Here is a 14017-nt window from a genome sequence, read left to right as displayed (position 1 = left end):
TGCCATTGAAGAGCGCACGATCGAGAGCCCGCAAACTACGGGCACGATGGTCCAGGTTACCAGGACCTCGCGACACGTCAAAACGCCGCGACTAGGCTCGGAAGCCTTGTCGCTCCGGGTGTCGCGCGGTCCATCCCACCAGAGGCCCGGCTACTGCTCGCGCCTCATGATATAGCGAGATCTGGTCTGCTGCCGACCATACCAAGAACATCCCCCGACGGGCAGATGACGACTCGGCGCTCCCCCGTACGCGCGACCCTCCGTGCGGGGGAAGAGGGCGGGAACGAGCGAGCGCCCGGGCCCTCCTTCGAGGGCCCGGGCGCTCGCCTGTGGCTCGTTACCGGTTGTACTGACCGAAGTCGTACTCCTCCAGCGGCACTGCCTCGCCGCTGCCGGTGCCGAACGTGTAGTCGGCCGCGGAGCCGTCGTAGCCGCCCACGGTGTACATGGCGGCCTTGGCCTCCTCGGTCGGCTCGACCCGGATGTTGCGGTACTGGGGCATGCCCGTGCCGGCCGGGATGAGCTTACCGATGATGACGTTCTCCTTCAGGCCCAGGAGCGAGTCGGACTTGGCGTGGATCGCCGCGTCCGTCAGGACCCTGGTGGTCTCCTGGAAGGAGGCCGCCGACAGCCAGGACTCGGTGGCCAGCGACGCCTTGGTGATGCCCATGAGCACCGGGCGTCCGGCCGCCGGCCCGCCGCCCTCGGCGACGGTCTCGCGGTTGATGAGCTCGAACCGCGGCCGCTCGACGAGCTCTCCGGGCAGCAGGTCGGTGTCACCGGACTCGAGCACGTTCACGCGCTTGAGCATCTGCCGCACGATGATCTCGATGTGCTTGTCGTGGATCGACACACCCTGCGAGCGGTAGACCTGCTGGACCTCCGCCACCAGGTGCAGCTGCACGGCCCGCGGGCCGAGGATGCGCAGCACCTCGTTGGGGTTGACCGCACCGGCCACCAGCTGCTGGCCGACCTTGACGCGCTCGCCCTCGGAGACCAGCAGACGCGACCGCATCGACACCGGGTAGGCGATCTCCTCGGAGCCGTCGTCCGGGACGATGACGACCTTGCGCGCCTTGTCGGTCTCGTCGATGCGGACCCGGCCCTCCGCCTCGGAGATCGGGGCGACACCCTTGGGGATGCGCGCCTCGAACAGCTCCTGGACTCGGGGCAGACCGTGGGTGATGTCGGCGCCCGCCACACCACCGGTGTGGAAGGTACGCATCGTCAGCTGCGTGCCGGGCTCACCGATCGACTGGGCGGCGATGATGCCGACCGCCTCGCCGACGTCCACGAGCTTGCCGGTCGCCAGCGAGCGGCCGTAGCAGGTGGCGCAGACACCGATCTTCGCCTCGCAGACGAGCGCGCTGCGGGTGCGGACGGTCTCGACGCCGGCCTCGACCAGCTTGGTGACGTGGATGTCGTTGATGTCGACACCGGCCGCCACGACGACCTTGCCGTCGACCTCGACGTCCTCGGCCAGGATGCGGCCGTGCACGTTGGACTCGGCGTTCTCGGCCTTGACCAGGTTGCCCGAGATGTCGCGCTCGCCGACGGCCAGCGGGACAGCACGGTCGGTGCCGCAGTCGATCTCGCGGACGATGACGTCCTGCGCCACGTCCACCAGACGCCGGGTGAGGTAACCCGAGTCGGCGGTGCGCAGCGCGGTGTCGGCCAGACCCTTCCGCTGTCCGTGGGTGGAGATGAAGTACTCCAGCACCGACAGGCCCTCGCGGAACGAGGCCTTGATCGGCCGCGGGATCGTCTCACCCTTGGTGTTGGACACCAGGCCGCGGATGCCGGCGATCTGACGCACCTGCATCTTGTTACCGCGGGCGCCGGAGTTGACCATCATCCAGACCGGGTTGGTCGCCGGGAAGGCGTTGACCATGTCGGTCTCGACGTCGGCCGTGGCGTGGGTCCAGATCTCGATGAGCTCCTGGCGGCGCTCCTCGTCGGTGATCAGACCGCGCTCGTACTCACGCTGCACCTTGTCGGCGCGGCGCTCGTAGTTCTCCATGATGTCGGTCTTGTTGGGCGGCGCGACGACGTCCTCGATCGAGATCGTGACGCCGGAGCGGGTCGCCCAGCGGAAGCCGGCGTCCTTGAGCGCGTCGAGCGAGTTGGCGACCTCGATCTTCGGGTAGGTCTCCGCCAGCTCGTTGACGATCGTGGACAGCTGCTTCTTGCCGACCTGGAAGTTGACGAACGGGTAGCTGATCGGCAGCGTCTGGTTGAACAGGCAGCGGCCGAACGTCGTCTCCAGACGGATCGGGTCGCCCTGCTCCCAGCCCTCGGGCGCGACCCAGTCACGCGGCGGCAGGACATCCTTGAGCCTGATCTGGATCTTGGCCTGGATGTCGAGCTCGCTGCGGTCGAAGGCCATCTGCGCCTCGGCGACGGAGCCGAACACGCGGCCCTCGCCCAGCGCGCCCTCCTTCATGGTGGTCAGCCAGTAGAGGCCGATGACCATGTCCTGGGTGGGCATCGTCACGGGCTTGCCGTCGGCCGGCTTGAGGATGTTGTTGGTCGAGAGCATCAGGATGCGTGCCTCGGCCTGGGCCTCAGCCGACAGCGGCAGGTGCACGGCCATCTGGTCGCCGTCGAAGTCCGCGTTGAACGCGGTGCAGACGAGCGGGTGGATCTGGATGGCCTTGCCCTCTACGAGCTGCGGCTCGAACGCCTGGATGCCCAGACGGTGGAGCGTGGGCGCGCGGTTGAGCAGCACCGGGTGCTCGGTGATGACCTCTTCGAGCACGTCCCACACGACCGGGCGGGCGCGCTCGACCATCCGCTTGGCGGACTTGATGTTCTGGGCGTGGTTGAGGTCGACCAGCCGCTTCATCACGAACGGCTTGAACAGTTCCAGCGCCATCTGCTTGGGCAGGCCGCACTGGTGGAGCTTGAGCTGCGGGCCGACGACGATGACCGAACGGCCGGAGTAGTCGACGCGCTTGCCCAGGAGGTTCTGGCGGAAACGACCCTGCTTGCCCTTCAGCATGTCGCTGAGGGACTTGAGTGGCCGGTTGCCGGGACCGGTGACCGGGCGGCCGCGACGGCCGTTGTCGAACAGCGCGTCGACGGCCTCCTGCAGCATCCGCTTCTCGTTGTTCACGATGATCTCGGGCGCGCCGAGGTCGAGAAGCCGCTTGAGGCGGTTGTTGCGGTTGATGACCCGGCGGTACAGGTCGTTCAGGTCGGAGGTCGCGAACCGGCCACCGTCGAGCTGCACCATCGGGCGCAGGTCCGGCGGGATGACCGGGATGCAGTCGAGGACCATGCCGCGCGGCGAGTTGGTGGTGTTGAGGAACGCCGACACCACCTTGAGCCGCTTGAGCGCACGGGCCTTCTTCTGGCCCTTGCCGCTGCGGATGGTCTCGCGCAGGTTCTCGGCCTCGGCGTCGAGGTCGAAGCTGACGAGCCGGTCCTGGATGGCCTGCGCGCCCATGCCGCCCTTGAAGTAGCGGCCGAAGCGGTCGCGCATCTCGCGGTAGAGCAGCTCGTCGCCCTCGAGGTCCTGGACCTTGAGGTTCTTGAAGCGGCTCCAGACCTCCTCCAGCCGGTCCAGCTCACGCTGGGCCCGGTCACGGAGCTGGCGCATCTCGCGCTCGGCGCCCTCACGGACCTTGCGGCGCTGGTCGCCCTTGGCGCCGGCGGCCTCCAGCTCGGCCAGGTCGCCTTCGAGCTTCTTCTGCCTGGCCTCGATGTCGGCGTCGCGCCGCTGCTCGATGTGCTGCCGCTCGACGGAGATCTTCGCCTCCAGCGAGGGCAGGTCACGCTCACGCATCTCGGTGTCGACCTGCGTGATCATGTAGGCCGCGAAGTAGATGACCTTCTCCAGGTCCTTCGGGGCCAGGTCGAGCAGGTAGCCGAGGCGCGAGGGAACGCCCTTGAAGTACCAGATGTGCGTGACGGGAGCGGCCAGCTCGATGTGGCCCATCCGCTCACGGCGCACCTTGGCACGGGTCACCTCGACGCCGCAGCGCTCACAGATGATGCCCTTGAACCGGACGCGCTTGTACTTACCGCAGTAGCACTCCCAGTCACGGGTCGGGCCGAAGATCTTCTCGCAGAAGAGCCCGTCCTTTTCCGGCTTGAGGGTCCGGTAGTTGATGGTCTCGGGCTTCTTGACCTCGCCGTGCGACCACTGACGGATGTCGTCGGCCGTCGCCAGCCCGATCCGAAGCTCGTCGAAGAAGTTGACGTCTAGCATTTTGTGCGATCTCCCCCTCAGACTTCTTCCACGCTGCTCGGCTCACGCCGGGACAGGTCGATGCCGAGCTCCTCCGCGGCGCGGAAGACGTCCTCGTCGGTGTCGCGCATCTCGATGGACATGCCGTCGCTGGAGAGCACCTCGACGTTGAGGCAGAGCGACTGCATCTCCTTGATCAGCACCTTGAAGGACTCCGGGATGCCGGGCTCGGGGATGTTCTCGCCCTTGACGATGGCCTCGTAGACCTTCACCCGGCCGAGAACGTCGTCGGACTTGATGGTCAGCAGCTCCTGCAGGGCGTAGGCGGCGCCGTAGGCCTCCAGCGCCCACACCTCCATCTCACCGAAGCGCTGGCCGCCGAACTGGGCCTTACCGCCGAGCGGCTGCTGGGTGATCATGGAGTACGGGCCGGTCGACCGCGCGTGGATCTTGTCGTCGACCAGGTGGAGCAGCTTGAGGATGTAGATGTAGCCGACCGAGATCGGGTACGGGAACGGCTCGCCGGAGCGGCCGTCGAACAGGCGGGCCTTGCCGGTCTCCTGGACCATCCGGTCGCCGTCGCGGTTGGGCACGGTGTTGTTGAGCAGGCCGACGATCTCCTGCTCGTTGGCGCCGTCGAAGACCGGGGTGGCGACGTTGGTGCGCGCCTCGACCTTCTCGAAGCCCTTCTCGCGCAGCCGCTCGGCCCACGCCTCCTGGATGCCGGTGATGTCCCAGCCCCGGGCGGCGATCCACCCCAGATGGGTCTCCAGCACCTGGCCCACGTTCATCCGGCCGGGCACGCCCAGCGGGTTGAGGATGATGTCGACCGGCGTGCCGTCCTCCAGGAACGGCATGTCCTCCACCGGCAGGATCTTCGAGATGACGCCCTTGTTGCCGTGACGGCCGGCCAGCTTGTCACCATCGGTGATCTTACGCTTCTGCGCCACGTACACGCGCACCAGCTCGTTGACCCCCGGCGGCAGCTCGTCGCCCTCCTCACGGGAGAACACCCGAACCCCGATGACCTTGCCCTGCTCACCGTGCGGCACCTTCAGCGAGGTGTCACGCACCTCACGCGCCTTCTCACCGAAGATCGCCCGCAGCAGCCGCTCCTCCGGAGTCAGCTCGGTCTCACCCTTCGGCGTGACCTTGCCGACCAGGATGTCGCCGGGAACCACCTCGGCGCCGATCCGGATGATGCCGCGCTCGTCGAGATCGGCCAGCACCTCCTCGGAGACGTTCGGGATGTCCCGGGTGATCTCCTCAGGGCCCAGCTTCGTGTCACGGGCGTCGACCTCGTGCTCCTCGATGTGGATCGAGGACAGCACGTCGTCCTGCACCAGCCGCTGGGACAGGATGATCGCGTCTTCGTAGTTGTGGCCCTCCCACGGCATGAACGCCACCAGGAGGTTCTTGCCCAGCGCCATCTCGCCGTTCTCGGTGCAGGGACCGTCGGCGATGACCTGGTTGACCTCGATCCGGTCACCCTCGGCCACGATCGGCTTCTGGTTGAACGAGGTGCCCTGGTTGGACCGCTTGAACTTGGCCACCCGGTAGGTGGTGCGGGTGCCGTCGTCGTTGGCCACGGTGACGTAGTCGGCCGAGACCTCCTCGACCACACCGGCCTTTTCGGCGCTGATGACGTCGCCCGCGTCGGTCGCGGCGCGGTATTCCATGCCGGTGCCGACCAGCGGCGCCTCGCTCTTGAGCAGCGGCACCGACTGGCGCTGCATGTTGGAGCCCATGAGCGCGCGGTTGGCGTCGTCGTGCTCCAGGAACGGGATCATCGCGGTGGCGACCGACACCATCTGGCGCGGCGACACGTCGATGTAGTCGACTTCCTCGGCCCTGGCCAGCTCGGTCTCGCCGCCCTTGGTGCGGACGAGCACCCGGGACTCGGCGAACGAGCCGTCGGGGTTGAGCGTGGTGTTGGCCTGCGCCTTGACGTAGCGGTCTTCCTCGTCGGCCGTGAGGTAGTCGATCTGGTCGGTCACCTTGCCGTCGACGACCTTGCGGTAAGGCGTCTCGACGAAGCCGAACGCGTTGATCCGGCCGTAGGAGGCGAGCGAGCCGATCAGGCCGATGTTGGGGCCTTCAGGAGTCTCGATCGGGCACATCCGGCCGTAGTGGGACGGGTGCACGTCGCGGACCTCGAAGCCGGCCCGCTCACGCGACAGACCACCGGGGCCGAGCGCGGACAGACGCCGCTTGTGCGTCAGGCCGGCCAGCGGGTTGGTCTGGTCCATGAACTGGGACAGCTGGGAGGTGCCGAAGAACTCCTTGATCGACGCCACCACCGGGCGGATGTTGATCAGGGTCTGCGGCGTGATCGCCTCGACGTCCTGCGTGGTCATCCGCTCGCGGACGACGCGCTCCATGCGGGCCAGGCCCAGGCGGACCTGGTTCTGGATGAGCTCGCCGACGCTGCGCAGACGGCGGTTGCCGAAGTGGTCGATGTCGTCGGTCTCGACGATCACCGTGTCGATCGGCGCCTCGGCCGAGGCCGGCATCGAATCCTCACCCGCGTGAAGGCGGACGATGTACTCGATGGTGGCGACGATGTCTTCTTCGGTCAGCGTGCCCTGCGTGATGTCTCCGCCGACGCCGAGCTTCTTGTTGATCTTGTAGCGGCCGACCTTCGCCAGGTCGTAACGCTTCGGGTTGAAATACAGGTTCTCCAGCAGGGTCTGCGCCGACTCCTTGGTCGGCGGCTCACCCGGCCGCAGCTTGCGGTAGATGTCGAGCAGGGCGTCATCCTGACCCGCGGTGTGGTCCTTCTCCAGCGTGGCGCGCATGGACTCGTAACGGCCGAACCGCTCGAGAATCTGCTCGCTGGTCCACCCCAGTGCCTTGAGAAGCACGGTGACGGCCTGCTTGCGCTTACGGTCGATGCGCACACCGACGCTGTCGCGCTTGTCGATCTCGAACTCCAGCCAGGCACCCCGCGACGGGATGACCTTGCAGCCGAACAGATCCTTGTCGGAGGTCTTGTCGACACTGCGGTCGAAATAGACCCCCGGCGAACGCACCAGCTGCGAGACCACGACACGCTCGGTGCCGTTGATGATGAACGTGCCCTTCGGCGTCATGAGCGGGAAATCACCCATGAACACCGTCTGGCTCTTGATCTCACCGGTGGTGTTATTGATGAACTCCGCCGTGACGAACATCGGGGCGGAGTAGGTCATGTCCTTGTCTTTGCACTCGTCTACGGAGTACTTGGGCGGCTCGAACCGGTGGTCGCGGAACGACAAGGACATGGTCCCCGAGAAGTCCTCGATGGGACTGATCTCTTCGAAGATCTCTTCGAGGCCCGACTGGGTCGGGACGTCCTTGCGACCGGCCTGGCGAGCCGCCTCGACCCGGCCCTTCCACTTCTCGTTGCCGAGCAGCCAGTCGAACGACTCGGTCTGCAGAGCGAGAAGGTCAGGAACTTCGAGCGGCTCCTGGATACGCGAGAAAGAGACGCGACGGGGACCAGCGGGTACGGCGGAGGCGTTGCGCGAGGCTGCCAACAGATGTCCTTCCGAGGGCTCGCGGCGGACTGACTACACGCACGCCAGACAACCTCGCAACGTGAGCAAGCGGAGCGGGTCGTCAAAGGGCAGCGCAAAGGGGCAGTGTAGCCGAACGGCACACGCCTGTCCACTTCGCTCTCGCTGCATGCTTCACGTTGGTCGCAGCATCGCTCGTCTGAACGAATCCGTCAAGCCCGCAAGCCCGACTTTTAGCCGCCTAGGGGCTCAGACGCTGGGTTTTCTCCCCTGTGTGACTGATCGCCTACCGCCAGGCCCAAGACGATACCCGCGAACGGGGGCGGTTAACGCTCCGTCACACCGGGGGTCGAACCCAGGCCGACAACCGGTGTAGCAGTGACGGAGATACCCGCGACAAAGGACTCACTAAACCTAGTTTTTGGTAACAATTGAAGGACACGGCGCGCCCGGGGGCCCTCTCAGGCGGTCCCGAGCAGAGTCGACAGGTCCGAGACGAGCCACCTGCCGCCCTGCCTGATCATGACGAACCTGGCCCGGGTCTGGCTGACCTGCTGGCGCGGCTCGGCCTTCCCCACGGCCTCCGTGATCGTACCCGTGTTCACGAACAGAAGAACCTCCACCCTGTCCGGCTCCGCCCGCTCCACCGCCGCGGCCACGACGGAGGCGGTCTGGACCATCTTGCGTTCCTTGGCTCTGGTCGACAGGGACCCCGACAGCTCCGCGTACTGCCGGGTGAGCGCCCCGGTGGTGTGCTGCCCCGCGCGCGCCAGGTCCCGCTCGACCGTGCGGTAGTCGTACGAGAGCAGCTCCGGCGCGACCGCCTTGGCGGCCGCCATGGCCTCCGCGCCCGCGGCCTCGCCGCCGCGCAGGGCCCGCCAGTCGGACCAGAGCACGCCCGTCGCCGCGCCCAGGGCGAGCACCAGGACGCCGAGCACCACCAGGACGGCCCTCACGTGACCTGCTCCGCCTTCGACACCAGCCAGACCCCTTGAACCTTGGCCAGGTCCATCCGCCACCGGTAGAAGCGCTCCTGGGGCGCGTCGTCGGAACCGTCCCAGCGGATCACCACGTCGGCCACCACGAGCGCCCTGGCGGTGTCCCCGGAGATCGACTCCAGCCCTGCCGCGCGTACCACGCCCTCCTGGATGACCTTGTTCTTGCGCGTGGTCCGCATCATCTCGTCCGCCGCGGCCTCGTACGCGGCCCTGGCCGCGCCGGTGGAGCTGGTCAGGATGCGGTGCACGTCGGAGTCGACGGTCTCGTGGTGGAGCGAGAGCAGGTTCATCGCGTGCGTGCCCGCCGCGCGCAGCACCGCCTGCCGGTCGTCGGCCCTGGCCTGCGCGTCGCGCTCCTGCACGCCGAGCCAGACCGCCGCCGCCGCGAGCAGCGCCGCCAGGACGGCGAGCACCGGGACGACCATGCGGGACATCCGCGCTCACCCCCTCCCGGCCGGTCGCCGGGATCATAACCCGCCCGCCTTCTCCGGGACCTGCCAATCGCCCCACACGGTACGAACCGGACCCGAATGGCATGGATCGCGGCCGGGCATGCGAAAGGGGCGGCACACCCGGCACCTGGGTGTGACCGCCCCTTTCGAAGCGTTCGGTCTTACTTGACCGTGACGGTGGCGCCGGCGCCCTCCAGGGCAGCCTTGGCCTTCTCCGCCTGCTCCTTGTTGACCTTGCCGTCGAAGACGTTCTTCGGAGCGCCGTCCACCAGGTCCTTGGCCTCCTTCAGGCCGAGGGACGTGAGGGCGCGGATCTCCTTGATGACCTGGATCTTCTTGTCGCCGGCGGCCTCGAGGATGACGTCGAACTCGTCCTGCTCCTCGGCAGCGGCGGCGGCCTCGCCACCACCGGCGGCGGCCGGAGCGGCGGCGACCGCGACCGGGGCGGCGGCCTTGACGTCGAAGGTCTCCTCGAACTGCTTAACGAACTCGGAAAGCTCGAGGAGGGTCATCTCCTTGAACGCGTCGAGCAGCTCGTCGGTGCTGAGCTTCGCCATGATGTTTCCTCCGTAAGGGACTTGCGAAATTTAGGAACGGGACCGCGGTGTTGCGGCAATCCCCGAGCTACTCGCCCGCCTCTTCGCGCTTGGCGCGAAGAGCGTCGGCCAGCTGAGCCATGTTGGTGGGCAGCGCGGCGAACATAGCGGCGGCAGCGCTCTGCTTCGCCTTGATCGCGCCAGCAAGCTTCGCGAGGAGAACCTCGCGGGACTCGAGGTCGGCGAGCTTGGTGATCTCAGTGGCGTCCAGCGTCTTGCCGTCGAGGACACCACCCTTGATCACCAGAAGGGGATTGGCCTTGGCGAAGTCACGCAGACCCTTGGCGGCCTCGACAACGTCGCCGTTGACGAAGGCGATCGCGGTCGGCCCGGTGAGCAGGTCGTCGAGACCCGCGAGACCGGCCTCGTTGGCCGCGATCTTGGTCAGGGTGTTCTTCGCCACGGCGAACTTCGCATTCTCACCGAGAGAGACGCGCAGCTGCTTGAGCTGGGCAACGGTGAGACCGCGGTACTCGGTCAGAACGGCGGCGGCGCTGCCTTCGAACTCGCTCTTGAGCTCGGCAACCGCTGTCGCCTTATCCGCCCTCGCCATGGGCCTCCTTCCAGGTGTGCCACCGGTGAAGGGCCCTGACATGAGAACAGCCCCGGGCGCAGGGCGCACACGGGGCTCACACACATGGAATGCACCATATGGGAAACTCGCATCACACCTGCGCGGGCCGTCCACCTGAGGTGGATCCTTCGGTCGCCAGGCTTTGAGGCACCTGGCGACGACCGGCGGTCTTCGGCAACGACCAGACTACGTGCTGGCCGCCGAGTTTCCAAATCGTTCTCAGTTGGTGGTGCCCTTCGGCAGTTCACCGACCTGGTCGGCGGGCGGGGCCTGGATGTCGACGGGCTCGTTGTAGCCCTTGAACATCAGCGTCGCGTCGAGCGTGCCGCCCTCCTTGGCGCCGCTCAGGGTCAGCTTGCGGGGCAGGCCGTCGGCGGCGACCCAGATGTCGAACTTGACGTCCTTCAGCTCGGCCAGGTTCTTCCGCGCCTGGTCCTGCTCCTCGGCGGGCAGCTGCTGCACGGCCGCCTCCACCGGGAAGGTGCCGCTGTAGTGGGTGGTGTCGGTGCCGCCCACGCTCTCGTTGCCGGCCGCCTTGACGTCCTGCGACGTGGTGATCATCTTGGTCACGCTCGCCAGGTCGAACTGCTGCACCTGGCCCAGCATCTGGTCCACCTGGGCACGGTCGCCGGCCTCGGCGAGCGGCACCTTGATCCACGGCTTGGTGGCGCCGAGCACCTTGTTGAGCGTCTCGACCTTGACGTACGCCGTGTCGCCCTGGAGGATCACCCGGGCGCCGCCGGGCAGCTCCCTGCCGCCGACGCCGGCGGTGTCCACGGTCAGGTCAAGGGCGAGCTGGGGCTGGCTCTGGTAGACCATGCGGCCCTGAACCTTGCCCTCGCCCTCCTGCGGGTGCGAGACGTCGACGACCGCGTCAACCGTGTAAGAACTGACCTCTGTCGTCTTCTGGGCCGCCTGGGCGAGCACCTCGGAGGCGGCGAGATTCACCTGAATGGGCTGCGCGTTAGTTCCACAGCCGGCGACCGCTGTCGCGGCCAGAGCGGCCGCGGCCGCGGCGATGGCGAGAGAAAACCTGCGCTTGAACATGTATCGACCCTACGTGTCAGCTGGCTTCTCGTAGCGCTTTCCCGCAGCTTCTCATGGAAAACCCAGGGATGTCCCTGAGAGGCGTTCCGTACGAAGGAAGTCGTGAATATCCGGACCGGGGAAAAAGGCCCCGGACATGGGAAAGCCCCGGCGCGGAGCACGCCGGGGCCTTTCCAGAAAAACTCGTCAGACGGCGTCGAGCTCGCCGACGATGCCGCGGGTGACGTTGGGGTCGACCGGGACACCGGGGCCCATGGTCGTGGAGAACGTCACCTTCTTGATGTAGCGGCCCTTGGCCGCCGACGGCTTGAGCCGCAGCACCTCGTCGAGCGCGGCCGCGTAGTTCTCCAGGAGCTGGCGCTCGGGGAACGACGTCTTGCCGATGATGAAGTGGAGGTTGGCCTGCCGGTCGGTGCGGAACTCGATCTTGCCGCCCTTGATCTCGGTCACGGCCTTGGCCACGTCGGGCGTCACCGTGCCGGTCTTCGGGTTGGGCATGAGACCGCGCGGGCCGAGGACGCGGCCCAGGCGGCCGACCTTGCCCATCAGGTCGGGCGTGGCCACCACGGCGTCGAACTCGTTGAGCCGGTTTCCCTTGGAGATCTCGTCGATCAGCTCGTCGGCCCCGACGATGTCGGCGCCCGCCTCGCGGGCCGCCTCAGCACGGTCACCGGTCGCGAAGACCAGGACCCGGGCGGTCTTACCGGTGCCGTGCGGGAGGTTGACCGTGCCGCGCACGATCTGGTCGGCCTTGCGGGGGTCGACGCCCAGCCTCAGCGCCACCTCGACGGTGGAGTCGAACTTGGTGGTCGACGTCTCCTTGGCCAGCCTGGCCGCGTCGGCCGGGCTGTAGAGCTTGTCGCGGTCGACCTTGGCCGCCGCGTCCTTGTGCGCCTTGCTGCGCTGCATGTCTGTCTCCTTGTGGTGTGCGGGCCGGCGGGCGGCCCTCCCACGGGTGGGGAAGTGCTTAGTCGGCGACGGTGATGCCCATGGAACGGGCGGTGCCGGCGATGATCTTCTCGGCCTGCTCGACGCTGTTGGCGTTGAGGTCGGGCATCTTCGTCTCGGCGATGCTGCGCAGCTGCTCGCGGCTGAGCTTGCCCACCTTGTCCTTGTGCGGGGTCGCGCTGCCCTTGTCGAGACCCAGCGCCTTCTTGATCAGCTCGGGCGCAGGAGGCGTCTTCGTGACGAAGGTGAAGCTGCGGTCTTCGAAAATGGTGATCTCGACGGGGATGATGTTGCCCCGCTGGGCCTCGGTCGCAGCGTTGTACTGCTTCACGAAGTCCATGATGTTGACGCCGTGGGGACCGAGGGCGGTACCGACCGGCGGTGCGGGCGTGGCCTGGCCAGCGGGAAGCTGGACCTTGACCAGAGCCGCGATCTTCTTCTTCGGAGGCATGAGTCCTTCTCCGGGTCCTGATGGTGATGCCTTCCGGAACGCGGGTGCGCCCGGACATGTCGGAAGGCCGCCCTTCGCGACAGGCGGCCGACCGAACGTTTAATTGTAGGTGATCGTCTCAGATCTTCGAGACCTGGTTGAACGACAGCTCCACCGGGGTCTCCCGGCCGAAGATCGAGACCAGCACCTTGAGCTTCTGCGACTCGGGGCTGATCTCGCTGACCGAGGCGGGCAGGGTGGCGAACGGGCCGTCCATGACGGTGACGGACTCGCCGATCTCGAACTCGACGGCGGGGCCGGAGGGCGTCTTGGCGGCGGTCTTCTTGCTCTCCTCGGTCGGCTCCGGGGCGAGCAGCTTGGCCACCTCGTCGAGGCTGAGCGGGCTGGGCTTGTTGGACAGGCCGACGAAGCCGGTCACGCCCGGGGTGTTGCGCACCGCGGCCCAGGACTCGTCGGTCAGCTCCATGCGCACCAGGACGTAGCCGGGCAGCACGCGCTCCTTGACCGGCACCTTCTTGCCGCTCTTGAACTCCTGGACGGTGTGCGTCGGCACCTCGACCTGGTAGATGTAGTCCTCCATGTTGAGCGACACGTTGCGGCTCTCGATGTTGGACTTCACACGGTTCTCGTAACCGGCGTAGGAGTGGATCACGTACCACTCGCCGGGCAGGCCGCGGAGCGAACGCTTGAACTCCTCGACCGGGTCGACGTCGGGCTCGACGTCACCGTCCTCCTCGACGACGGCCGCCTCGGCGGTCTCGTCGACCTCGTCGCTGTCCACGACGTCTTCGACGGTCTCCTCAGCGGCCTGGGAGGCCTCTTCCGGCTCGGCGTCCCACTTCTCGCGGGGCTCGTCGGCCGGCACTGAAGATTCGGACACGGTGACTCTTCCTCTTTCGTCGGTATCGAACGGCGGCTCCGTCAGGCGCGCGCCGTCTGCGTCAGAATCAGCCGCCGAAAATCTGCAGGACGGCCCAGCCGAACGCGGCGTCGAGGCCGTAGATGATGCCGACCATGATCAGCACGAACACCATGACAACCGTGGTGTACGTGACCAGCTCCTTGCGCGTCGGCCAGATGACCTTGCGCAGCTCGGCCACGACCTGACGGTAGAACAGGGCCGGAGAAGTACGCTTCTTCTCACCACTGGGCTTGCCTGCGGTCTCGCCGCGCGTGTCGATCGCCACAGTCCTCACCTGAAATCGGTCGTATCCAACGCAGTTATGCGGCGCCTACACGCCATTATTGCGCGGACCGCACTC

11 protein-coding genes are annotated in these 14017 nt (G+C 67.1%); all 11 read right to left on the bottom strand.

Annotation, left to right across the window (positions count from 1 at the left end; all coding sequences use genetic code 11):
* Positions 1-337: 337 nt before the first annotated feature.
* The 11 genes from FR742_RS42230 to secE all read right to left on the bottom strand — a co-directional run bounded on the left by FR742_RS42230 (position 338) and on the right by secE (position 13942).
* A complete protein-coding gene (locus FR742_RS42230; protein ID WP_148036775.1) occupies positions 338-4213 on the bottom strand; it encodes a DNA-directed RNA polymerase subunit beta' in 3876 nt (1291 codons plus the stop codon).
* Positions 4214-4230: 17 nt separating this feature from the next.
* A complete protein-coding gene (gene rpoB / locus FR742_RS42225) occupies positions 4231-7710 on the bottom strand; it encodes a DNA-directed RNA polymerase subunit beta (protein WP_148036774.1) in 3480 nt (1159 codons plus the stop codon).
* Positions 7711-8150: 440 nt separating this feature from the next.
* Complete coding sequence (locus FR742_RS42220) at positions 8151-8645, bottom strand: hypothetical protein (protein WP_261809067.1); 495 nt, start codon at positions 8643-8645, stop codon at positions 8151-8153.
* Entirely contained in the window at positions 8642-9121 is a 480-nt protein-coding gene (locus FR742_RS42215) for a hypothetical protein (RefSeq protein ID WP_148036773.1), read from the bottom strand. Before FR742_RS42215 ends, FR742_RS42220 begins: the two co-directional genes overlap by 4 nt.
* A gap of 179 nt (positions 9122-9300) precedes the next feature.
* The gene (gene rplL, locus FR742_RS42210; protein WP_148036772.1) at positions 9301-9696 is read right to left on the bottom strand and encodes a 50S ribosomal protein L7/L12; all 396 of its coding nucleotides are present in this window, start codon (positions 9694-9696) and stop codon (positions 9301-9303) included.
* A gap of 67 nt (positions 9697-9763) precedes the next feature.
* On the bottom strand, positions 9764-10288 hold the full coding sequence (gene rplJ / locus FR742_RS42205) for a 50S ribosomal protein L10 (RefSeq protein WP_148036771.1): 525 nt from the start codon (positions 10286-10288) through the stop codon (positions 9764-9766).
* Positions 10289-10528: 240 nt separating this feature from the next.
* Entirely contained in the window at positions 10529-11356 is an 828-nt protein-coding gene (locus FR742_RS42200; RefSeq protein ID WP_148036770.1) for an LppX_LprAFG lipoprotein, read from the bottom strand.
* A gap of 186 nt (positions 11357-11542) precedes the next feature.
* Positions 11543-12265, bottom strand: coding sequence for a 50S ribosomal protein L1 (gene rplA / locus FR742_RS42195; protein WP_148036769.1), 723 nt, complete (start codon positions 12263-12265; stop codon positions 11543-11545).
* Positions 12266-12323: 58 nt separating this feature from the next.
* A complete protein-coding gene (gene rplK, locus FR742_RS42190) occupies positions 12324-12755 on the bottom strand; it encodes a 50S ribosomal protein L11 (protein WP_148036768.1) in 432 nt (143 codons plus the stop codon).
* Between the two features lie 118 nt (positions 12756-12873).
* Entirely contained in the window at positions 12874-13635 is a 762-nt protein-coding gene (gene nusG, locus FR742_RS42185) for a transcription termination/antitermination protein NusG (RefSeq protein ID WP_148036767.1), read from the bottom strand.
* Between the two features lie 67 nt (positions 13636-13702).
* Entirely contained in the window at positions 13703-13942 is a 240-nt protein-coding gene (secE, locus tag FR742_RS42180; protein WP_148036766.1) for a preprotein translocase subunit SecE, read from the bottom strand.
* Positions 13943-14017 lie beyond the last annotated feature (75 nt).

The organism is Nonomuraea sp. C10, from assembly GCF_008017515.1.
GTDB lineage: Bacteria > Actinomycetota > Actinomycetes > Streptosporangiales > Streptosporangiaceae > Nonomuraea > Nonomuraea ferruginea.
This window is presented reverse-complemented; position numbering and strand designations above follow the sequence as displayed.